General features: G+C 66.2%; 19 protein-coding genes. 10 read left to right on the forward strand and 9 right to left on the reverse strand.

All coding sequences use genetic code 11. The annotated features are described in order from the left end of the window. The first annotated feature begins 122 nt into the window (after positions 1–122). The 4 genes from KKQ75_RS06940 to KKQ75_RS06955 all read left to right on the forward strand — a co-directional run bounded on the left by KKQ75_RS06940 (position 123) and on the right by KKQ75_RS06955 (position 3793). Positions 123–1121, forward strand: a complete 999-nt coding sequence (locus KKQ75_RS06940; RefSeq protein WP_213361191.1) for an LLM class flavin-dependent oxidoreductase — start codon at positions 123–125, stop codon at positions 1119–1121. 99 nt (positions 1122–1220) lie between these two features. Continuing rightward, positions 1221–2201 carry a drug/metabolite exporter YedA gene (yedA, locus tag KKQ75_RS06945; RefSeq protein ID WP_213361192.1) on the forward strand — a complete coding sequence of 327 codons (981 nt, stop codon included), beginning with the start codon at positions 1221–1223 and terminating at the stop codon, positions 2199–2201. Between the two features lie 46 nt (positions 2202–2247). Then, positions 2248–3459, forward strand: coding sequence for a 5-demethoxyubiquinol-8 5-hydroxylase UbiM (ubiM, locus tag KKQ75_RS06950; RefSeq protein WP_213361193.1), 1212 nt, complete (start codon positions 2248–2250; stop codon positions 3457–3459). 130 nt (positions 3460–3589) lie between these two features. Continuing rightward, on the forward strand, positions 3590–3793 hold the full coding sequence (locus tag KKQ75_RS06955) for a hypothetical protein (protein ID WP_250131026.1): 204 nt from the start codon (positions 3590–3592) through the stop codon (positions 3791–3793). 98 nt (positions 3794–3891) lie between these two features. Here the strand turns inward: KKQ75_RS06955 and KKQ75_RS06960 are convergent, their stop codons facing one another. Genes KKQ75_RS06960 through KKQ75_RS06970 form a run of 3 tightly spaced genes read right to left on the reverse strand, consistent with a single transcriptional unit; the run spans position 3892 to position 8239 of the window. Beyond that, entirely contained in the window at positions 3892–5100 is a 1209-nt protein-coding gene (locus KKQ75_RS06960; RefSeq protein WP_213361197.1) for an efflux RND transporter periplasmic adaptor subunit, read from the reverse strand. A 32-nt stretch (positions 5101–5132) separates the two neighbouring features. Next, the gene (locus KKQ75_RS06965) at positions 5133–7505 is read right to left on the reverse strand and encodes an ABC transporter permease (protein WP_213361199.1); all 2373 of its coding nucleotides are present in this window, start codon (positions 7503–7505) and stop codon (positions 5133–5135) included. Next, complete coding sequence (locus KKQ75_RS06970) at positions 7502–8239, reverse strand: ABC transporter ATP-binding protein (RefSeq protein ID WP_213361200.1); 738 nt, start codon at positions 8237–8239, stop codon at positions 7502–7504. The genes KKQ75_RS06965 and KKQ75_RS06970 overlap by 4 nt, the downstream gene beginning before the upstream one ends. 84 nt (positions 8240–8323) lie before the next feature. Between KKQ75_RS06970 and KKQ75_RS06975 the strand changes: the two genes are divergently transcribed. Both KKQ75_RS06975 and KKQ75_RS06980 read left to right on the forward strand, forming a co-directional pair. Continuing rightward, on the forward strand, positions 8324–8608 hold the full coding sequence (locus KKQ75_RS06975) for a 2Fe-2S iron-sulfur cluster-binding protein (RefSeq protein WP_213361201.1): 285 nt from the start codon (positions 8324–8326) through the stop codon (positions 8606–8608). Positions 8609–8857: 249 nt separating this feature from the next. Then, positions 8858–10165 carry a YihY/virulence factor BrkB family protein gene (locus KKQ75_RS06980; protein WP_213361202.1) on the forward strand — a complete coding sequence of 436 codons (1308 nt, stop codon included), beginning with the start codon at positions 8858–8860 and terminating at the stop codon, positions 10163–10165. Positions 10166–10243: 78 nt separating this feature from the next. On the opposite strand, the gene folK is transcribed toward KKQ75_RS06980, so the two are convergent. The 5 genes from folK to KKQ75_RS07005 all read right to left on the reverse strand — a co-directional run bounded on the left by folK (position 10244) and on the right by KKQ75_RS07005 (position 15034). Next, positions 10244–10732 carry a 2-amino-4-hydroxy-6-hydroxymethyldihydropteridine diphosphokinase gene (folK, locus tag KKQ75_RS06985; RefSeq protein ID WP_213361203.1) on the reverse strand — a complete coding sequence of 163 codons (489 nt, stop codon included), beginning with the start codon at positions 10730–10732 and terminating at the stop codon, positions 10244–10246. Then, the gene (pcnB, locus tag KKQ75_RS06990) at positions 10729–12483 is read right to left on the reverse strand and encodes a polynucleotide adenylyltransferase PcnB (protein WP_213361204.1); all 1755 of its coding nucleotides are present in this window, start codon (positions 12481–12483) and stop codon (positions 10729–10731) included. Before pcnB ends, folK begins: the two co-directional genes overlap by 4 nt. A 1-nt stretch (position 12484) precedes the next feature. After that, positions 12485–13162 carry an HAD family hydrolase gene (locus KKQ75_RS06995; RefSeq protein ID WP_213361205.1) on the reverse strand — a complete coding sequence of 226 codons (678 nt, stop codon included), beginning with the start codon at positions 13160–13162 and terminating at the stop codon, positions 12485–12487. Next, positions 13159–13854: a DnaA regulatory inactivator Hda gene (gene hda, locus KKQ75_RS07000; RefSeq protein ID WP_213361206.1), complete on the reverse strand. Its 696-nt coding sequence runs from the start codon at positions 13852–13854 to the stop codon at positions 13159–13161. Before hda ends, KKQ75_RS06995 begins: the two co-directional genes overlap by 4 nt. A gap of 97 nt (positions 13855–13951) precedes the next feature. After that, entirely contained in the window at positions 13952–15034 is a 1083-nt protein-coding gene (locus tag KKQ75_RS07005) for an AI-2E family transporter (RefSeq protein WP_213361207.1), read from the reverse strand. A gap of 140 nt (positions 15035–15174) precedes the next feature. Between KKQ75_RS07005 and purM the strand changes: the two genes are divergently transcribed. The 3 genes from purM to KKQ75_RS07020 all read left to right on the forward strand — a co-directional run bounded on the left by purM (position 15175) and on the right by KKQ75_RS07020 (position 20267). Beyond that, entirely contained in the window at positions 15175–16203 is a 1029-nt protein-coding gene (gene purM, locus KKQ75_RS07010; RefSeq protein WP_213361208.1) for a phosphoribosylformylglycinamidine cyclo-ligase, read from the forward strand. 159 nt (positions 16204–16362) lie between these two features. Next, positions 16363–18288, forward strand: coding sequence for an alkaline phosphatase D family protein (locus tag KKQ75_RS07015; RefSeq protein WP_213361209.1), 1926 nt, complete (start codon positions 16363–16365; stop codon positions 18286–18288). Between the two features lie 17 nt (positions 18289–18305). Beyond that, on the forward strand, positions 18306–20267 hold the full coding sequence (locus tag KKQ75_RS07020; protein WP_213361210.1) for a bifunctional metallophosphatase/5'-nucleotidase: 1962 nt from the start codon (positions 18306–18308) through the stop codon (positions 20265–20267). 246 nt (positions 20268–20513) lie between these two features. On the opposite strand, the gene murJ is transcribed toward KKQ75_RS07020, so the two are convergent. Then, a complete protein-coding gene (gene murJ, locus KKQ75_RS07025) occupies positions 20514–22073 on the reverse strand; it encodes a murein biosynthesis integral membrane protein MurJ (protein ID WP_213361211.1) in 1560 nt (519 codons plus the stop codon). Positions 22074–22333: 260 nt separating this feature from the next. On the opposite strand from murJ, the gene rpsT reads away from it, so the two are divergent. Continuing rightward, positions 22334–22636, forward strand: coding sequence for a 30S ribosomal protein S20 (gene rpsT / locus KKQ75_RS07030; protein ID WP_213361212.1), 303 nt, complete (start codon positions 22334–22336; stop codon positions 22634–22636). The last annotated feature ends 112 nt before the right edge of the window (positions 22637–22748 follow it).

The raw sequence follows: 22748 nt of genomic DNA on the forward strand, positions 1-22748 counted from the left end.
AGCGCCGCCGTTGTCAGGCCGTGCCTGACGATGGGTTTACTTTATAGGGGAAAAACTTGATTCCCGCCCGTTTGCGCCCATGTCCCATTGCAAGCACTCTTGCCGGCGCGCACAATGAAATCATGAAAACCTTGGCCACTACCCCCTTCTCCATGCTTGATCTGGTCGCCGTGCGTGAAGGCGGCAGCGTGGCCGATGCGCTGGCGATTGCCCTGCGCACCGCGCAACACGCCGAGCAGTTGGGCTTCACGCGCTATTGGCTGGCGGAGCATCACAACATGCCCGGCATCGCCAGCTCGGCCACTGCCGTGCTGGTGGGGCATATCGCCGGCGGCACGCAGCGCATGCGCATCGGCTCGGGCGGCGTGATGCTGCCCAACCACGCACCGCTGGTGGTGGCGGAAGCCTTTGGCACGCTGGCCGAGCTCTATCCGGGCCGCATCGACCTGGGCTTGGGTCGCGCGCCGGGCACCGATCCCGTCACCATGCGTGCGCTGCGCCGCGACCGCACCGAAACCGCCGACGATTTCCCGCGCGAAGTGGCCGAGTTGCAGCATTATCTCGGCGCGCCGCAACCCGGCCAGAAGGTCATCGCCAACCCCGGCGCCAATACGCAGGTACCGATCTGGCTGCTGGGCTCCAGCCTGTTCAGCGCCCAGCTGGCCGCCGAGCGGGGCCTGCCCTACGCCTTTGCCTCGCACTTTGCCCCGCAGATGCTGCTGCAGGCGCTGGATCTCTACCGCCGCAACTTCAAGCCCTCCGCACAGCTGGACAAACCCTATGCCATCATCGGCGTGCCCCTGGTGGCAGCGCCCACGGATGAAGAAGCCCACTACTTGGCCAGCAGCCTGTTCCAGCGAGTGATCGGCATTCTCACCGGCAAGCGCGGCCTGTTGCCACCGCCGCGCGAAAGCTATCTGGATTCGCTCTCGCCGCAGGAAATGGCGGGCTTGCAGCAATTCCTGTCCTGCGCCGTCATTGGCAGCCCGGATACCGTACGCAATGGCATGCAGCAACTGCTCGACGCCACCCAGGCCGACGAGATGATGCTGGTGTGCGATGTATTCGATCCGGCCTTGCGGCTGCGGGCCCTGGACCTGGCGGTGCAGGCGCGCGGCTGAGCCTGCGATTCGGGGAACCGATCCGCGCCCTGCCCGTTCTGCATGGACCATAGCGGAACTCCACCGGGATGCCCCACAGGCGCGCTACCATAGCGCGCTATGCCGAAATCCTCTCCGCTGCCGCGCCTGCTGCTGGCCTCCCTGCTGGCCTGCTACCTGATCTGGGGCTCCACCTATCTTGCCATCCGCTTCGCGCTGGAGAGCTTCCCGCCGTTCTGGGGGATGGGCACGCGCTTTCTGGTCGCCGGCAGCCTGCTGATGGGCTGGATGCTGTGGCGGGAGGGGCGTGCTGCGCTGCCTGCACCGCGCCAGTGGCTGCATGCCCTGGTAATCGGCGCCATGATGCTCGGCGGCGGCATGGGGCTGACGGCCAATGCCGAGGTCTATGTCGGCTCCGGCCTGATTGCCACCTTCATCGCCGTGGTGCCCATGATGGTGAGCGCGCTCGGCCTGCTGTTCGGGCAGCGTCCGAACCGGCTGGAAGTGGCAGGGATGCTGGTCGGCCTGGCCGGCGTGCTGCTGCTGATGCGCGGCGCCAGCTTCAGCGGCGAGCCGCTCGGCATCCTGTTCATCGTCGGCGCCACCCTGCTCTGGTCGCTCGGCTCGGTACTCTCGACCACGCGCACGCCGCTGGCTTCGGGGCCTGCCGGTTTCGCCAGCGAAATGCTGTGCGGCGGCCTCGTGCTGATGCTGCTCTCGGTCCTGGCCGGCGAGCCGGCGCCGCTCTGGCCGCCCACCCCGGCGGCGGCCATCGCCTGGATCTACCTCGTCGTGTTCGGCTCGCTGATTGCCTTCAGCGCCTACCTCTACCTGCTGGCCCACGCCTCGCCCGCACTGGCGACCAGCTATGCCTTCGTCAATCCGGTAATCGCACTGCTGCTGGGCGTGTGGCTGGGCGGCGAGGTGGTGACGCGCGGGGAATGGCTGGCCTCGGGCGTGATCCTGCTCGGCGTGGTGCTGATTTTCCGGGGCAGGCAAGTGCGCCCTGCCATCGCTTCAACACCTGGCACAGGCGCCGCCACAGACGCTCCCTCTGCCGTGACCGGCGCGGCCAGAGTCCCATCCGCCACCGACCATTGACCCGCATCAAGCTGCGCAGCACCGGGGCTGGCTACACTGCCTCGCCATGCATTACGACATTCTGATTGTGGGAGCCGGCCCGGCCGGACTGATTCTGGCGCGCGCACTTTCCGGCAAGGGCCTGCGCATCGGCATACTGGAGCAGCAGGCGCAGCAGGCCATCGCCGAACCCGCCTTTGACGGCCGTGAAATTGCCCTGACGCACCGCTCCGCCAACACCCTGCGCCAGCTCGGCCTGTGGCAGCGCATCGAGCAGATCGAACCCACGGCCTTCTCGCAACTGCGCGACGCCAAGGTGCTGAACGGGCCCAATCCGCTCGGCATGGTCATCGGCCATGAGTTGTCGCCGCGCAGCGAACTGGGCTGGCTGGTGTCCAACCACCTGATCCGCCAGGGCGCCTGGGATTGCGTGCAGGACAGCATCGCCATCCATCAGGACATCACCCTCCTCACCGGACAGAAAACCGGCCGCATCTGGAGCGACGAACAGGCCGCGCATGTGACGCTGGAAGATGGCCGCGTGCTCAAGGCGCGCCTGCTGGTGGCGGCCGACAGCCGCCTCTCCACCACGCGCCGCGCCATGGGGCTGGCGGCCGACATGTACGATTTCGGCCGCAGCATGCTGGTGTGCTGCATGCTGCACCAGAAGCCGCACCATCACGTGGCCTGGCAATGGTTCGACTATGGCCAGACGCTGGCGCTGCTGCCCATGAACGACGATCCGGCCACCGGCATGCACCGCTCCTCCATCGTGCTGACCCTGCCCAGCCACGCCATCGATCCGGTTGCCAACATGGCTGCGCCGGCCTTCAACGCCGAAATCGCCCGCCGCTTCGCCCAGCGTCTGGGCAGCATGACGCTGGCCAGCACGCGCCATGTCTATCCGCTGGTCGGCGTCTATCCGCGCAGCATCGTGTCCCGGCGCTTTGCCTGCGTGGGCGATGCCGCCGTGGGCATGCATCCTATTACCGCACACGGCTTCAACTTCGGCCTGCTCGGCGTCGAAAGCCTGAGCAAGGCCATCCTGCAGGTCCACGCGGCCGGGCAGGACTTTGCCAGCCCCGCCGTGCTGCAGCGCTACCAGCGCGAGCACCAGCTGGCCACGCGACCGCTGTACCTGATCACCAAGGGACTGGCCCGGCTCTACACCACCGAACATCCGGCTGCCAGGTTGGTGCGCGACGCGGCAGTCCAGATCGGACAGCGCATCACGCCCTTCAAGCGGGCGATTGCGGCCTCACTCACCGGCATGCGTTGAGGATTGCGGCTTCACTTACCGGCGTGCATTGAGACCTGGCTCGGGCTATTTGTGCTGCCGATGTGTTCTCCGGAACCGGCTGCCGTAACAGCCCGAGCCGGGCGCCCTCCGGGCCTCTACAATGGCCCGCATGTTGCACCGCACCGCCCTCCTTCGTCTGGCCGCTGCCAGCCTGCTGACCCTGCCGCTGGCCGGCTGCGGCGTCACCACTGTCGTAGGCGCTGCAGCAGGCGCGGCGATTTCCGTGACGGGCGCTGTCGTCTCCACCGGCGTCAAGGCGGTGGGCGCAGGCATTGATCTGGTAACACCGGATCGCGACGACGAGAAAAAGTAAGCCGCGCGGCTGATGGCTGCGCCTCTGGCCGCCTGCCCGGTTGAAAGGCTTGGACCGCGCGACCTGGCAGCGCTGAAAAAACGTAGCCAGGGTCGGCCTTATTTGCCAGCGGCTCCTCCCTCCCTAATCCGCGTCCCTTCCACAATCCGGTCATCCGGCTGCACGATCACCTGATCGCCTTCCTTCAGCCCTTCCAGCACCTGCGCCGCCGTGGCCGAGCGCAAGCCCAGCTTCACCGGCGTGCGCCGCGCCTTGCCTTGTTCGATGCGATACACGGCCCAGCCTTCACCGGCGCGGAACAAGGCACTGCCCGGCACCTGCAGCAGGTTCTCCTGCCGCTGCACCAGGAACTGCACTTCCACCCGGTAGCCATCGCCCAGCCGCTGCCACTGTTCGTGCGGCGAGGCAAAATCCAGCACCACGCGCGTGCGCTGCTCTTCCACGCCCAGCGCCGACACCTTGGTAAAGCCGCCCGGCTCCACGCGCCGGATGACCGCCTGCAGAACGCCCTCGCCACCCCAGCGCAGTATGCGCGCCGCCATCCCCGGCGCCAGCCGCACGGCATCGGTGGACAGCACTTCGGATTCGATTTCCAGCGCCGCCGGATCGCCCAGCTCCATCAATGGCTGCCCCACCGGCACCGGCGCCGCACTCTCCACCAGGCGCCGCAGCACCACGCCATCCACCGGCGCCGCCACCGCACGCGTCTTGCTGCTGGACGCACGCCCCTCCTCCGCCAGCACCGCACGCGCAGCAGACAGACGCTCGCTCGCCACGCGTTCATCCGCCCGCGCCGACGCCACATCGGCAGCGGTCGTCACGGCGCGGCTGCGCATCAGGTCAAGATCAGCCTGGGCGATGCCGCCCGTAGGCGCCACTTCACGCCCCCGCTGCAGATTGCGCTGCGCCAGCGCCTGCGCCGCCTGTGCAGCCGTAATACGCTGTCGCGCCGCCGCCAGAGCCGCCTCCGCCCCGCGCAGTTCGGCCTGCGCCTGGCTGCGCGAGCGTGCGTCCAGCAGGCCGCTGGCGGCCGGATCGATCTCGGCCACGCTCTGCCCCGCCTGCACCGGGTCACCCGGCTGCAGCACGATGCGCCGCACCACGCCCGCCACCGGCGCCGTCACCACATAGCGCTGCTGCAGCCGCGTCTTGCCCTCCTCCACGAAGCTGACCTCGATCGGCCCGCGCGTCACCCGTGCCAGCGTCGCCAGCTGCTGCGGCTCGCGCAGCACCAGCCAGAGCAGCAACAGCACGGCTATTGCACCCAGCAACAGGAAAACGAGCGTCTTGCGGGAAGGTTTCTGCATGTCAGTTCACTCGATGTTAACGCGCGCGGCGCTTATTCACGCGTCTTCAGCACGCCGATCAGATCCAGCTGCCGGATGCGCCGGTACACCGCCAGCGCGGAAACAATCGCCGACAGCACCGTCACCAGCGCGGTAAATGCATACGCGGATGGCTCCAGATGCACCGGCACCCGGTACAGATCCGACTCCATTCCATGCACCATGAACAGGATCAACCCATAGCCCGCCACAAAACTCAGCGGAATCGACACGATCACCAGCACCGCCAGTTCGCCCAGCAGGATGTAGCTGACCTCGCCCTGCGTGAAGCCCAGCACGCGCAGGCTGGCCAGTTCGCGCCCGCGTTCGGCCAGCGCGATGCGCGCCGAGTTGTACACCACGCCAAAGTTGATCACCAGCCCCATCAGCACTGCCACCCAGGTAAACAGCCCGCTGGTTTCGGCAATGGTGCGATACAGCGCACGGATCGCCGCCAGTCGCGACTCGGCGCCCACCACGCCGGGCCGCCGGTCCAGCTCGCGGAAAACGGCATCCTCGGCATCGTCATCCACGGTCAGCAACGCCCCGCTAACCACATCGCCATCGCGCATGGCGCGGTTGAGCGCATCCAGGTCCATATAGGCCATGGTGCCCACATACTCCTGCATCAGCCGCGCCACCGGCAGCCGCAACTGCGTCTGGCGACCTTCCATTTCCTCCACCTGCAGATAGTCGCCCGGCTGCACGCCCAGCTTGCGCGCCACGTAGTCATTCAGCACCAGCCCGTCCGGCGGCAGTTCGATGCGCCGCAGCCGCGTATCCACCGGCCGGCTGAGCGAGCCCTCTGCCGGCAGCCCCTGGATGCTGGTCAGCACCATGCGGTTCTCGTTGCGCAGCCGCACCGCCACATTGCGCACGCCATCCACCTGACGCACGCCCGGCAAGGCGCGCAACTCGTCCACCACCTTGCGGGGCGCCATCTCGATGAAGCTGGTGCTGATATCATGCTGCTGCGCCAGCCGGTACTGCACATCCACCATGTAGTCGATCGAGCCGGTCTGGAAGCGCGCCATCATCACGATGGCCCCCGCCAGCGCCAGCCCGACGATGCTCATTAGCGCCTTCAGCGGCCGCCGCTCGAGTTGCCGCAGGATCATGCGCGTAGGCTGCGAGAGCCAGCGCGTCAGGCCCGCGCGCTCCACCAGCGTGCGCCGGAAGCGCTCGGGCGCCGGCGGCCGCATGGCCTGCGCCACCGGCTCGCGCGCCGCGGCAAACACGGCCCAGCCGGTGCCGCTCAAGGCCGCCAGCAGGCTCACGCCTGCGCCCGCCAAGGCCACCTGTGGGCTGAGCGTGAAATCCAGGAACGGAAAACGGAAATTGAGCTGGTACAGCCCCGCCAGCGCACTGCCCAGCCACACACCCAAAGCCACCCCGAGCACCGAACCCAGCACCCCGATCAGCGTCACGATCAGCCCGTAATGCAGCGCCACATCCAGCGTGCTGTAGCCGAAGGCCTTGAGAATCGCCACCTGATCGCGCTGCGTGCCGATCAGCCGCTTGAACACCACGTTCAGCAGAAACGCCGCCACGCCAAGGAAGATCAGCGGGAACATCCAGGCCATGGTGGCCAGCCCGCGAAACTCCTCATGCAGATAGCGGTACGAGAGCTGGTCCATGCGCCCAATGGCCCCCCGGCTGCCGTAGCGCGCCAGGATCCGGTCCATGGCCGACAGCGTCTCCGCCTCGCTGGTGCCCGGCGCCAGCTTCACCGTGATCTGGTTGAAGGCGCCCTCCATGTTCATCGCCGCCCCCAGCGCACGCCGGTGCGTCCAGAGAATGGCGTAGCGTTCGTAATCCGGAAACAGCGCGCCCGGCTTGATCTGGTACAGGTACTCCGGCGACACCGCAATGCCCACCACGGTGAACTGCTGCGAGCGCCCGTAAACGGTGGCCCGCAGCGTGTCGCCCGGCTTGAGCTTGTGCGCCTCGGCAAACGCATCGCTCACCAGCACCTCGCCCTGGGCAAACGGCGCCAACATGCGTCCGGCACGCAGATAGAGCCGGTTCTGCTGCGGCTCGCCCTGGTCCGGCAGCGACAGCAACAGCGCCTCGATCGGCTTGTCGAAACCCGGCAAGGCCAGCTTGCCGCCCGCAATCACGCGCGTTTCCACCTCGTTCACGCCCGGCAGCTCGGCCACGCGTGCCGCCACGCTCTCCGGCGCCCGCCGCACCTGCGCCCACACGTCGGAAAAACGGTAATCCTGGTACAGCCGCGTGCGCGTGTCCTGCAGCGAATCCAGCGTGGCGCGCGACATCACCAGCATGGCAATGCCCGAGGCAATCACCAGCGCAATCGCCATCGCCTGCCCGCGCATGTGCCACAAGTCGCGCAAGGCCTTGCGGTGGATGGCGGACAGCCCGATCACCAGTGCAGCTCCCGCGCCGGCAAGCGCTGCGCATTCACCTGCTCGCCCACGATGCGCCCATCGGCCATGGTGAGCACGCGATGCGCCATGCGCGCAATGTCGGCGTTGTGCGTGATCACCACGGTGGTGGTGCCCATGTCGGCATTCACCTGCTCCAGCGCCTCCAGCACGCGCACGCCGGTGGCCGAATCAAGCGCGCCGGTCGGCTCGTCGCAGAGCATCACCACCGGCCGCTTGGCAATGGCGCGCGCAATCGCCACGCGCTGCTGCTCGCCGCCCGACAGCTGCGCCGGAAAATGGTCCAGCCGCTCGCCCAGCCCCACCAGCGCCAGCGCCTCTTCCGGCCGCATCGGGTCCGGCGCAATCTCGGTCACGATGGCCACGTTCTCGCGCGCCGTCAGGCTGGGAATCAGGTTGTAGAACTGGAACACGAAGCCCACATGCTCGCGCCGGAACTGCGTCAGCCGCGCATCGCCGGCGTGCGTCAGATCCTCGCCGTGGTACCAGACCTCGCCGCTGCTCGGCACATCCAGCCCGCCGAGAATGTTGAGCAGGGTCGACTTGCCACTGCCCGAGGGCCCCAGCATCACCACGAACTCGCCGCGGTACAGTTCCAGGTCCACGCCGCGCAACGCATGCACCTCCACATCGCCCATGGGATACACCTTGCCCAGCTGGCGGGCACGGAAAATCACCTCGGCGTTCTGGGATGGCGGAGTGGCAACAGGCTTCATCGACAATATCCGGACCCGGCAGACAACGGCGCGGACGGCCGCATACCGCCGCCCCGTGTTCCCAATCTACCACCTTTGTCCGTCATGTCCCACCGCGTTATCCTGTTGCCTTCCGGCGAGCAATTTCCTGCCGATGCCGACACGCCGCTGCTGCTGGCCGCCGAACAGGCCGGGGTTGCCCTGCCGAGTTCCTGCCGCAACGGCAGCTGTCGCACCTGCCTGTGCCGGCTGGTGCAGGGAGACATCCACTGGCGCATCGACTGGCCCGGCCTCAGCCCGGACGAGAAACGCGCAGGCTGGATCCTGCCCTGCGTAGCCAGCGCCCGCAGCGACCTGGTCCTTGAATCGACGCCGATCCGCTGGGATTGACAGCCCCAGCAGCAGGTGCCGATGCGCGAGTGATCCACCACCCGCGGGCAGCAAGTCGGGGAGCCCTCTGACACGGGCAGTACGCCCGGCATCCTAGAGTGATATCCATCCCGTATTTCGCATGGGTTCACTATGGACACGACATCGCCTCCCCTTCCAGTCGACGACACAAAAGCGCGCCGACCATCGGCCACAGAGCCTTCCGGCCCATCCACGGACAACGCTGATGCGCTCCAGCGGGAACTCTCTGTGGTTACAGACGCCAATCTCGACACTGATGCACCCGACGCCAGGCCACGCTCCCTCGCCAAGCGTCTGACCCACCCCTTCCTCTATGTCTGGTACCTGGTCTGGACCAGCGCCAACGAGTGGATCAACGACGACTGTCCCCGCTACGGTGCCTCGCTCTCCTACTACACGGTGTTCAGCCTGGCCCCCCTGCTGGTCATCCTTGTCGGCCTGGTGGGCCTGTTCTACGGCGAGGGCGTGGCGCACCAGCAGCTGGTGCAGGAAGTCACCCAACTGGCCGGTGCCCGCGCGGGCCAGCTGATCGACTCGCTGCTGCAGGCCGCCAACAAGCCCGGCGAAGGCGGTTTTGCCTCGCTGCTGGCCGCCGCCATCCTGATCGTGGGCGCCACCGGGGTACTGGTGGAATTGCGCGAGGCCCTGGACAACATCTGGCAGGCCAAACCCGCGATCCCGAAAAACGAGCGTTTCCTCCTCACCGTCTGGCGCCTGATCCGCACCCGCCTGCTTACCTTCGGCATTCTGTTCGCCATCGGCTTCTTGATGATCATGTCGCTGGTGGTCTCGGCCTACCTGGCCGCGCTGGACGAATGGGTCACATCGCATACCTCCGGCATGCTGGTGCTGGCGAAAATCCTCAACCCGCTGCTCTCCTTCGCCATCCTCACCTTCTTCTTCACCATCCTGCTGATGGGCCTGCCCTCCCAGCGACTCGGCTGGCGCCAGGTGCTGCCGGGCGCCATCCTTTCCTCGCTGCTGTTCACCGTGGGCAAGAGCCTGATCGGCATCTATATCGGCTCCACCTCCACTACCTCCGTGTATGGCGCAGCCGGCTCACTGGTGGCACTGATGGTGTGGGTGTTCTACTCCTCGCAGATCCTGCTGATGGGCGCGGAGTTTGCCTGGGTGCTGCACATCACGCCCAAGGGCGAACTCCCCGGCTCGCCTGCCTACGTGGAGGCGCACAAGCAGAAGCAGCGCGAGCGCGAGGCGCGCCTGGAAGCAGTCGAAGCGCGCGACGACACGGTGAATGTCCAGAACACACCGATTGCCCCTGCCAGCGAGGATATCGTCGAAGGCAAACTGCCCTCCGAACAGCCTACCGAAGCACGCAAGCTCTCGGAGCGACGCAAGACCTTGCGCCAGGGGCGCGAAGAGCTGAGCGAGGAAGAATGGGAAGCGCTTGCGCGCGACTGCAGGGATGACAAGCCCTCTGCCACCTTGCCCTGGGTGGGTGGCGCCATCGCCGGGGCCGCTGCCACGCTGGCAGTACAGCATCTGCGGCAGCGCGGGGACGACGGGAATGGATGAAGCAGCGAATGTCGCTTGACGGGCAGGCGGGCTGGCCCATGCTCCCCGCGGGCAACATCGCTGCGCGCCCCCTGTCGTTCACGCCCCGTCCGGAATCCGCTCAATCCCCTGTTCGGCCACAGCAGCCAGCTGTGCATCGCTGACCAGCCCCGGCGCGATTTCATGCAGCGGCACCAGCACAAACGCGCGCTGCATCATGCGTGGATGGGGCAGTATCAGTTGCGCGTCGTCCTGTTGCAGATCGCCGTACATCAGCAAATCCAGATCCAGCGTGCGCGGTGCATTGCGGTAGGGGCGTTCGCGCCCTGCCTGCAACTCGATCTGCTGCATGGCGCGCAGCAACTCCACCGCGCTCAGGTGCGTGTCCACGGCCACAACAGCATTGACATAGTCCGGCCCGCTGGAGTCAATCGGCGCCGTCCGATAGAGTGACGAACGCGCAAGCACATGCGTTTCCGGCACGCCGTCGAGGCTGTTCATGGCCTCATGCACCGTGGCTGGCGCATCGCCGAGATTGGCTCCCAGGGCGATATACGCACGCACGGGAGCGGCGACGGCCGCATTCATTCTTCAGCCGCACCGTTCCCCGAAGCGGCCTCGCCCGCGGCGGGCTTGCGGCGACGCGGGCGACGACGCTTGGCTGGTACTTCACCGTCACCAGCAGCTCCGACTTCAACGTGAGCATCCGCAGCCGTCCCCTTGGCGCCAGCCGGAGCATCTCCGGTAGCAGCATCCGCAGCACCCATCACACCGTCCCCGGCTGCCGCGCTCTTGGGCTTGCGCCGGCGGCGGCGCTTCTTGGCCGGCGCCGCTTCACCGTCAACGTCAGCGGCCTCTTCCAGCCCCGCCTCCTCGGCCTCCAACTGCTGTTGCGAAGCCGCCGAAGGCACACGATGCACCCGCCCGGTCGGCTTGGAGGGCGCCCCCTTGCGCTGCTGCGCCTTCTGCGCCTCGCGCTGCTGCTCCCTGGCCTGCGCGATCAGATCGTCACGCTCGTAATCCGGCGCCGTACTGAAGGCCTGCCACCACTCGGCCAGCGCCTCGTCGATCTCGCCATTCGCCGCACGCAGGCGCAGAAAGTCGAAACCGGCACGGAAGCGCAGTTGCGCAATCAGGCTGAACGGGCTGTTGCCGGTACGCTTCTCGAAGCGCGGCTGCATCATCCAGATCTCGCGCATGTCCGCCGCTAGCTTGCCGCGGCCGGACACATCGCCAATGCGTGCATCGAACACCTCGTCGATCGCCTCCTGCAGCCCCACGAAGGGCGGCTTGCCCTTGGCCGTCTTGCGCGCCCAGGCCTCGCGCACGTCCTGCCACAGCAGCGAGGCCAGCAGGAAACTCGGCGCCACCGGCTTGCCCTCGCCCACGCGGCGGTCGGTATCCTGCAGCGAACTGCGCACAAAGGGATCATCCGCGCGCTCAACCGCCAGCGACAGCAGCGGGTAGATGCCCTTGTGCAGGCCGAGCGCGCGCAGCTGCTCGATCGTCGCCACCGCGTGGCCGGTCTGCAGCAGCTTGAGCATCTCGTCGAACAGGCGGCTCTGCGGCACGTCGGCCAACAGTGGCAGGCACTCCTGCAGCGGGCTGGCCGTGGCCTTGTCGAGCTGGAAATCCAGCTTGTTCAGCTTGGCCGCAAAGCGCACGGCGCGGATGATGCGCACCGGATCCTCGCGGTAGCGTGCCGCGGCATCGCCAATCATGCGGATGGTGCGCTTCTGCGCATCCTGCATGCCCTTGTGGTAGTCGACCACGATCTCGCGCTCGGGGTCGTAGTACATGGCGTTGAGCGTGAAGTCGCGCCGCGCCGCATCCTCTTCCTGCGGCCCCCAGACGTTGTCGCGCAGCACGCGGCCGCTGGCATCCACCGCATGCTGCACGCCTTCGAGCGCACGGCGGCTGGTCTTCTCGTTGCCGTTCACCTGCTCGGCGGCCGACGCATCCAGATAGGCGCGGAAGGTCGAGACCTCGATCACCTCATGCTCGCGTCCGCGCCCGTACACCACGTGCACGATGCGGAAACGGCGCCCGATGATGAAGGCACGGCGGAACAGGCTTTTCACCTGCTCGGGCGTGGCCGTGGTCGCCACGTCGAAATCCTTGGGCTTGAGCCCCAGAATCAGGTCACGCACCGCACCGCCAACGATGTAGGCCTCGAAACCCGCCTTCTTCAGCGTGAGCACCACGTTGACGGCGCGCTCGTCCACCAGCTTGGGATTGATCTTGTGGACCGAGGCCGGTACCTCGACGCGCTTGCCGAAAGACGGACGTACGCTTGCCGCAGGCTTGCCCAGCAGTTTGTTGATGAAGCGCTTGATCATGTCATTCCGTCGGAAACAGGTCGAGAATGCGCCAGCCGCGCTCTTGCGCCAGCGCGCGCAGGCGTTCGTCCGGATTGGTGGCCACCGGCACCGCCGATTTTTCCATCAGCGGTACGTCATTGTAGGAGTCGGAATAGAAAGTGATGTGCACTTTCTCCCAATCCAGCCCGCGCACGGCCAGCCACTGCTGCAGATTGTGCACCTTGCCCTCGCGCAGGTTGGCCACGCCGTCGATATTGCCGGTGATCCAGCCATCGGCGCCACGTTCCAGTTCGGTCGCGATGATGTTCTCGTCGGCAAACCCCAGACGCTCGCCGATCGGCCCGGCAATGAAGCGGTTGGTGGCGGTGATCATCACCAGCGTGTCGCCCGCCTCCTGATGGCCGCGCAGCAGTTCCAGCGCCTCGGGACGCACCTGCGGCTCGATGTACTCGCGCAGGTAGCGGTCGTGCGCCGCATGCGCCTCTTCCGGCGTATGTTCGCGGATGGCGCGCGTCACGAAGCGCACGTACTCGTTCATGTCCAGCACGCCATCCACATACTGCTGGTAGAAGATGTCGTTCTGTTTGAGCGATTCATCGGCATCGGTCCAGCCGATGGCATTGGTAAACAGGGCCCAGGTGAAGTCCGAATCGATCGGAAGCAGCGTGTGGTCCAGGTCAAAAAGCGCAATATTCATGTTTCGTTCAGCATCTGTTTGAGCAGCGGCACGGTCAGCGCGCGCCGCTGTTCCAGGGCATAGCCATCGAGCATGCCCAGCAATTCATTGAGGCTGCCCAGGTCGCGCGAAAAGCGGCTGAGCATGTAGTTGACCACCTCGTCACCGAGTTCCAGGCCGCGTTCGGCCGCGCCCTGCTGCAGCGCCTTGCGCACGCCCTCGTCGCCGAGCGGCTGCAGCGCATGCACCTGACCCCAGCCCAGGCGCGTGCGCAGGTCCTCGCGCAGCGGCAGGTCGGCCACCGGCAGGCTGCCCGCAGCCAGCACCCAGCGCGGCTCGCCCTGCTGCGGCGTCATGGCATTGATGAACCAGTTGAAGGCCGTGTGCTGCTGCTCGGGCGAATACAGCTCTACCTCGTCCAGCAGCACGGCGCTCCAGCGCGGATCGAACTCGCGCGCATAGCCGCCGCATGGCGTGGAGGCATCCAGCCAGCCGGCCGACAGCCCCTGCTCGTGCAGCTCCTGCAACACCGCCTGCAGCAGATGCGTCTTGCCGCTGCCCGCCGGCCCCCATACATAGGTGGGCACGGTCTGCGGCTGGCGCTGCTGCAGCGCCTCGCGCACATGGGCGAGCAGGCGCCCGTTCTCCCCCTCCACCAGCGTATGCAGGCGCGGGCGCGGAGTCAGGCCGATATCGAGCGGAATCTGTTTCATGAAGGCAGGCACAACGCGCTATTTTATGTGCAGCGCAACAACAGGGACAGCAGCTGTGCGTGAAACGCCTGCTGCCACCCCGCAAACCCGCCCGTATTCAGCCGTTGTACAGGTCGCTTTGCAGATACTGCGCCCGCAACCGGCGCCCCGCCACCAGCAGCACCGCGCTGATCGGCAGCGCCAGCAGCACGCCGACAAAGCCGAACAGCTGCCCGAAGGCCAGCAAGGCAAAGATCACCACCACCGGATGCAGGCCCATGCGTTCGCCCACCAGGCGCGGCGTGAGATAGAAGCTCTCCACCACCTGGGCCAGACCATACACCACGCCCACCATCACGAGCGCCTTCACCACCCCCAGTTGCAGGATGCCGAACAGCGTCGCCAGGATCAGCCCCACGCCGTAACCCAGATAGGGCACGAAAATCGCCAGGCCGGTAAAGATGCCGATCGGCAACGCCAGATCGAAACCGAACAGCGACAAGGCGATGCTGTAATACACCGCCAGAATCAGCATCACCGTCAGCTGCCCGCGCAGGTATTGCCCCAGCACCTCGTCTGCCTCGGTGGCGAAGTTGTGCACGGCATCGCGCATGCGGCGCGGCACCAGGCGGAACAGGTTGGCAATGATGCGCTCCCAGTCCACCAGCAGGTAAAACAGCACCATCGGTATCAGCATCAGGTTGCCCAGCACGGCAAAGGCCACGCTGCCGCCGATCTTCAGCGAGGACAGCACCGAGTCGATGCCCGACGGAGCGCCGCCCTCCGGCTTGGCGCTGAAATAGTCGCGCAGCAGATCCTTGATCGTGCCCACGTTCACCTGAAGCGGCACGCCGAAGCGGTCGAAAACACCCTGCAGCCAGTGGCTGCCGCGATCCAGCAGCACCGGAATCTGGCTCTGCAGCATCGGCATTTCCTTCACCACCACCGGCACGATCAGCATCACCACACCCGTCACCACCAGCATGAAGATGATCATCACCAGCGTGACGGCCAGCCAGCGCGGCGTCTTGCCGCGGAACCAGGCATCCAGCCGGTTCACCAGCGGATTGAGCGCATAGGCCAGCACCGCCGCCACCAGGAAGGGCGTGAGCACCGGCGCCAGCAGCCACACGAAGACCCCCACCAGCAGGGCAATGCCGGTCCAGGCCGCTGTTCGTTTCTGGTATGCCGTAAATTCCATGGGCGCAGAGCAAGGTTATTACAATAGGGAGTATTGCCTGACGGCAGATACCGCGCGCAGTGCCAGCACCGCGCCGTCTGCAAGTCTACGCTACGCTTGCCCGCGCGCGCACGCGCTCACCATTTGTAATCTTTCCGCACATGCAAACTCCCATTTCCTACAAAGACGCCGGCGTGGACATCGATGCCGGCGACGCGCTGGTCGAACGCATCAAGCCCCTCGCCAGGAAGACGATGCGCGAAGGCGTGATGGCCAGCATCGGCGGCTTCGGCGCCCTGTTCGAAGTGCCCAAGCGCTACCAGGAACCGGTGCTGGTCAGCGGCACCGACGGCGTGGGCACCAAGCTCAAGCTGGCCTTCGAGTGGAACATGCACGACACCGTCGGCATCGATCTGGTCGCCATGAGCGTGAACGACGTGCTGGTGCAGGGCGCCGAGCCGCTGTTCTTCCTCGACTACTTCGCCTGCGGCAAGCTGGATGTGGATACCGCGGCTGCCGTGGTCGGCGGCATTGCCGAAGGCTGCGCGCAAAGCGGCTGCGCCCTGATCGGTGGCGAAACCGCCGAAATGCCCGGCATGTACCCCGATGGCGAATACGACCTGGCCGGCTTCGCCGTCGGCGTGGTTGAAAAAAGCAAGATCCTCACCGGCCAGAACGTCAAGCCCGGCGATGTGGTGCTCGGCCTGGCCAGCCACGGCGTGCACAGCAACGGCTTCTCGCTGGTGCGCAAGTGCATCGACCGCGCGGCCGGCAGCCTGCCCGACACGCTGGACGGCATGCCCTTCCGCGAAGCCATCATGCGCCCCACCCGCCTGTACGTGAAGCCGGTGCTCTCCACCCTGGCCAAGTACCCGGTCAAGGCACTGGCCCATATCACCGGCGGCGGCTTGCTCGAAAACATTCCGCGCGTGCTGCCCGAAGGCACCACGGCCCGCCTCACCAAGGGCAGCTGGCCGCAGAGCGAACTGTTCGCCTGGCTGCAGCAAACCGCCGGCATTGACGATATCGAGATGAACCGCACCTTCAACAACGGCATCGGCATGGTCGTGGTGGTCGATGCCGCCGATGCAGACTGTGTGGCCGACAACCTGCGCATCGAGGGCGAAACTGTCTACGTCATCGGCCAGATTGCCGCTGCCGATGGCGCTGCGCCCGTGACAGTGGCCTGAAGCCGGCCAACGCCAACGCGTGATAAAAAGGGCGCTCCGGCGCCCATTTTGCATGCAACACGCCATGGCAACATTTCTGTCATGTTGCCTTCCTAAACTCCCAGACACCTTTTGTCACCCGGTGTCATGCGGCCTTCGTGCGCCGTCAGGGAGTTCTCCATGCAAAGAAGACAGCTGCTGCGCCGTGGCGCAGCGTTTTTCAGTGTCATCGCGGCCGGTCCGCTGATCACCGCCTGCGGTGGCGGCAATGGCAACGGCAACGCCGGCCAGGGGCCCGGCTCCGGCGACAGCGGCCCGCCGCTGGGCACGCACGTGTTCGGCCTCGGCGTCGCCAGTGGCGATCCGCGCGCCGACAGCGTGGTGCTCTGGACGCGCGTGGAACGCAGCAACCCGGGCAACAACGGCGACATTCCGCTGCGCCTGCAAGTCTCCACTTCTGCGGATTTCGCCACGCTGCTGGTCAACGAAAACCTGGTGGCCACCCAGGTCTACGATCACACCGTGCGTGCCAAGATCACCGGCCTGCAGCCCGATACACGCTACCACTACCGTTTCGTCGCCGGTCGCGACATCAGCGCCAGCGGCCTCACCAAAACGCCCCCCGCCGCCAATTCCACGCGCGAGCAGCTGCGCTTTGCCTGGTTCAACTGCCAGGACTGGAGCGTCAACCACTGGGGCGCGCTCGAACTGCTCGCTGCCGAAGAGGATCTGGACTTCACCGTCCACGTCGGAGACTACATCTACGAAACTGTGGGCGCCGCCTTCCAGGCCGGCCAGGTCGAGCCGGCCCACACCCCCATCAAGCTGCCCAACGGCATGCCCCTGGCCGACGGCTCCGTGGCCGCCCTCACCCTGGACGACTACCGCACCCTCTACCGCACCTACCGCAGCGACAAGCGCCTGCAGGAAGTGCACCGCAAGTTTCCCTTCATCGCGGTATGGGACGACCACGAGTTCAGCGACGACTGCTGGCAGGACCACCAGACCTACAACAACGCCAACCTGCAACAGACCGACCGCCGCCGCGCCGCCAACCAGGCCTGGTTCGAATACATGCCGGTGGACATGGGCGATGTCTCGTTCGACCTGAAAAACCAGCGCTACGACAACATCCGCATCTACCGCGACTTCCAGTTCGGCCCGCTGATGCACCTCGTCATGACCGACCAGCGCCTGTATCGGGATGACCATGCCATCCCCGAAGCCCTGGTAGCCACCTCCCAGGGCGCCGCACCGGAAGATGCCGTGAAGATGGACACCTCGGTCGGCGCGCGCTACTTCACCCCGCTGCCCACCCTGCTGACGGCCCAGTCCATCGATCTGGTCACCCAGCAGCCGCGTGCCGCCGCGCCCTCCATTCTCGGCAAAACGCAAACCCAGTGGTGGAAGGACACCATGCGCCAGAGCCAGTCCACCTGGAAGGTCTGGGGCAACGAGCTGTCGCTCTCCCGCATGTGGGCCGACCTGCGCCAGAACCCCATGGTCACCGACCCGGCCCTGAAGCAGCTGTTCGCCATCAACGCCGACTGCTGGGACGGCTATTCGGCACACCGTGTCGAACTCATGCAGTTCCTCACGCAGAACAACATCCGCAACGTCGTGGCCGTCACCGGCGACCTGCACGCCTTCCAGTGCGGCATCGTGCGTGACCAGATCGGCTTCGACCCGCGCCAGCCCGAAGCCCCGGTCAACCCGCCGGCGGGCAATCCCGCCATGGTCGACTTCGTGGCGGCCGGCGTGAGCAGCCACTCCTTCTTCAGCTACCTGCAAAGCGCGGCCAAAGCCATGCCGGCGCTGGGCGCGCTGGTAGCCGACCAGACCACCTTCGAAGCCTTCATGTGGCGCGGCATCCCCGCTGGTGCGCATCCCGCTTTCCCGCAGGGCATGCCCCCAAACAACCCCGACATGCTGTTCGGCGACCACCACGCCCAGGGCTACGCCAGCGCCACCATCACGGCCAGGCAGATGGAAGTGCGCTTCCACAAGGTGCGCCCGCTCGAGAACGGCCAGACACCGGCCAAGCCGCTGCTTGGCACCACCCGCATCACCCTCGCCGCCGGCAGCACCACGCCGGTGATCGGCTAACCCCCCAGGAGATTCCCATGCACGCTTCCTCTTCGCCCTTCCGCCTGCTCGGCGGTGCCGCGTTCTGCGCACTGGCACTGGCCGGCTGTGGTGGTGACGGCGGCCCCGGCCCCGCGGCCCGACCCCAGCCGATGGACCTGACCATCGCCCACATCAACGACAGCCACTCCAACCTCGACAGCAGCACGCGCACGCTGTCGCTGCTGCAGCCCAACGGCGTGCGCACCGATGTGGAAGTCGACGCCGGCGGTTTCCCGCGCGTCACGGCCACCATCAACGCCATTCGCGCGGCCAACCCCAACACCATCGCCCTGCATGCCGGCGATGCCCTCACCGGCACCCTGTTCTTCAACCGCGCAGGCAACCCCGGCGAAGCCGACGCTGCCCTGATGAACACCGTCTGCTTCGACGCTTTCACCCTGGGCAACCATGAATTCGACAAGGGCGACAGCGGCCTGAAGAGCTTCATCGACTACCTGCATGCCGGCCAGTGCAAGACGCCGGTGCTCTCCGCCAACGTCAGGTTCGGTGCCAACTCCGCCCTGGCACAGCCCAACACCAGGAACTACGTGCTGCCCTCCACCATCCTCAACCGGGGTGGCCACAAGGTGGGCGTCGTCGGCCTGACCGTGTCCGGCAAGACCAAGGAATCCTCCAGCCCCGACCCCGACACCACCTTCGAGAAGGAAGCCGTTGCCGCCCAGCGCGCCATCGACGAACTCAGGCAGAAGGGCGTGAACAAGATCGTGCTGCTCTCGCACATCGGCTACGAGGCCGACAAGGCGCTGATCGCCCAGCTCAGCGGCGTTGACGTGGTGGTGGGCGGAGATTCGCACACCCTGGTCGGCCCTGCCAGCATGAAAACCTACAAGGTGGGCACGCCCGCAGCCGAGTATCCCGCCCTGCTGCAGAACAAGGACGGCAAGCAGGCCTGCCTGGTGCAGGCCAACGAATACAGCAAGGTGGTCGGTGAACTCAAGGTCAGCTTCGACGCCAATGGCGACGTGACGGCCTGTTCCGGCACCCCGCATGTGACGGTGTCGCCCAGCTACAAGCGCGCCATGATCGTGGACGAGGCCGGCAAGGCCGTGCTCGACGCCAAGGGCAACAAGACCTGGCGCTCGATCACTGCCGACGACATCGCCAGCTTCAACAAGGATCTGGCTGCTGCCGGCTTCCTGCGCCAGATCGAACCCGACGCCAAGGCGCTGCAGGTGCTGCAGCCGTTCAAGACCAAGGTGGATGCCTTCAAGGCGCAGATCGTCGCTACCGCCCCGCAGGAAATCTGCTCGCGCCGCGTGCCGGGGGGTGAAGGAAGCGCCGACTACTCCCGCTCGGGCGCCGAGTGCAACGCCATCGGCTACGTCAGCCTGCATGGCGGCGACATCCAGCAGTTGGTGGCCCAGGCTTATCTGGACGTGGCCAACCAGGACTATGGCGGTGCCGACATGACACTGCAAAGCGGCGGTGGCGTGCGCATCCCGCTCAAGGGCGACGTGACCGCTGCCAACGTGATCGAAGTGCTGCCCTTCGGCAACATGCTGTGGCGCCTGCAGATCACCGGAGCCGAGGCCAAGGCGATGATCGAGGATGGCCTGGATGCCACCTTCAAGGCCGGCGGCTCCACCGGCCCCTACCCCTACTCCGCCGGCCTGCGTTTCGACGTTGACCCGTCTGCCGCCAAGGGCAACCGCGCCAGCAACCTGCAGGTGCTCGACCAGGCGACCAAAACCTGGGGTCCGCTGGACATGGGCAAGACCTACAAGCTCTTCGTGCTGAGCTTCAATGCCACCGGCGGTGACGGCTACACCACCCTGGCCAACATCCCCAAGGAGCGCCGTCTCGACATCGGCGTGCTCGATGCCGACGTATTCCAGACCTGGATTGACCGCATCCCCGAGAAGGACGCCAACGGCCGTTCGGTGATCCGCAAGCTGCCGGTCGAGCTTTACAGCACGCAGTTCTTCAAGATGCCCTGACGGGGCAAGCTGGCCGGCATCGCGTGTCGGCCGCTCAGCGATTTTGATGCAGAACCTCTCTGCACATCACGGGCTGCAAGCACCTTGCAGCCCGTTTTGCATGGGTACGTTGTCTAACCTGCAAGCATGATGCCCTTCCCGGGACGATGATGCTCCCGGGCGCCACATGCCGATCAGCGCAACGGTGGAGGGACAGCCCCGCCTGTGCCTATGAAACAGCGCACACTGGCGGCCAAGGAGCATCATTCAACGCCGCAGCAACTGCCGCAGCCTGAACCCCCCGAGCGCCAGCGCACCAAAGTACAACACGGCCGCACCGACGACGACCGCCACGAACTGCCCGATGCGCCACAGCTTGCTCTGCACCTCCACCCAGGGCAGCCCATCCGCCCACAGCAGGAAGGCGAACATCAGCAGCGTCGCCGCCAGCACCTGCAAAGAAAACTTGGCCCAGCCCGGCTCCGGACGGTAGCTGCCGCGGCGCAACAGCCCCGCCAGCAGCATGCCGGCGTTGAGCATGGCCGCCAGCGCAATCGACAGCGACAGGCCACCCACCGCCAGTCTGGGCACGAACACAAGGTTCATCAGTTGCGTGGCGATCAGCACGCCAATGGCAATCTTCACCGGCGTCTTGATATCCTGGCGCGCATAGTAGGCCGGCGCCAGCACCTTGATCGCCACCAGCCCCACCAGGCCGGCGCCATAGCCCATCAGCGCCAGCGTGGTCTGCTCCACGTCGGTACTACGGAAGGCGCCGTAGTGATACAGCACGCTCACCAGCGGCTTGGAAAACGCCAGCAGCGCCACGGCGCAGGGCACGGCCAGCAGCACGACCAGACGCAAGCCCCAGTCCAGCATGGACGAATACGCCTGCGCATCGCCCGAAGCCTTGGCACGTGCCAGCTGCGGCATCAGCACCACGCCCAGCGCCACGCCCAGCATGGCCGTGGGAAACTCCATCAGCCGGTCCGCGTAGCTCAGCCAGCTCACGCTGCCCGCCGCCAGATGCGAGGCAATCTGCGTGTTGATCAGCAGCGAGATCTGCGCCACGCTCACGCCGAGGATGGCCGGCAGCATCAGCTTGCCGATGCGGCGCGTGTGCGGGTCTGCCAGCGCCTCGCGCATGGCCGACACACTCATGCCGATGCGCGGGAACATGCCCAGCCGGTGCAGCGCCCACAGCTGCGTGCCCAGCTGCAGCACGCCACCCACCATCACGCCCAGGCATAGTGCATACACCGGATGGATGCCCATGCGCCCGAACCAGGGCCCGCCCAGCCAGGCCGCGGCAATCATCGCGATGTTCAGCAGCACCGGTGTGGCGGCCGGCACGGCATAACGCTTCCAGCTATTGAGCACACCGGCCGCCAGCGCCACCAGCGACATGAAGCCGATATAGGGGAAGATCCAGCGCGTCATCACCACCGCGGCCTCGAAGCCCTCGGGGTTCTTCTTCAGGCCGCTGGCCATCAGCCATACCAGCAGCGGCGCGAACAGCACGCCCAGCGCGCAGAACACCACCAGCACCCAGAACAGCACCGTGGCCACCCGGTCGATCATGCGGTGCGTGGCGGCATCGCCCTCCTGCTCGCGCGCGGCGGCCAGCACCGGCACGAAGGCCTGGCTGAACGCCCCTTCGGCAAACAGGCGGCGGAACAGGTTGGGAATGCGGAATGCCACGTTGAAGGCATCGGTGAAGGCGCTGGCGCCGAAGGCCGAGGCGATCAGCAGTTCGCGGATCAGGCCGGTGATGCGGGAGGCCAGCGTCAGCAGCGAAACGGTGGAGGCAGACTTGAACAGGCTCACGATGGAACGGTCAGGTGCGTCGCAGCAACGGCAGGAACGTCGCCACAAAAAAGCGCCCCACGGGCGCGGTGGTGCCATGGCAGGAACTGACTCCGCCAAGGCTGGCACAGGAACCTGAAGTGTAGCGCCCTGCACACGCATTGGGCAGCCCGGAGCCTGTTGCAGCGCAATAAAAAACTCGGGTTCGTGACAGCTGTGTCACACACCGCTATAATTTCGCGTTTTGCTGACAACATCCTTCAACACAAGGAATACTGAAAATGGCTTCTGGAAAACCCAAGAAAAAGAACCCGCGCCTGGCCTCCGGCCGCAAGCGCGCGCGTCAAAACGTCAAGATCAACGCTGCGAACACCTCCCTGCGCTCCAAGTACCGCACGGCCGTGAAGAACGTCGAGAAGGCCATCCTGGCCGGTGATACCGACAAGGCCAAGGACCTGTTCGCCAAGATGCAATCCGTGGTGGACGTCGTTGCCGACAAGGGCATCTTCCACAAGAACAAGGCCGCTCGCGACAAGAGCCGCCTGTCTGCCAAGGTCAAGGCCCTGGCCGCAGCAGCCGCCTGATCGGCAGCTGCAAGCCCGGAGCGGCATCCCCGCTCCGCCGTTTGTCTGGGTGCGCTGTCAGCAAGCAAGATCAAACCGCCTTCGGGCGGTTTTTTCATGGGCGCACGGCCAC

This window comes from Brachymonas denitrificans (assembly GCF_907163135.1).
Classification (GTDB): domain Bacteria; phylum Pseudomonadota; class Gammaproteobacteria; order Burkholderiales; family Burkholderiaceae_C; genus Brachymonas; species Brachymonas denitrificans_A.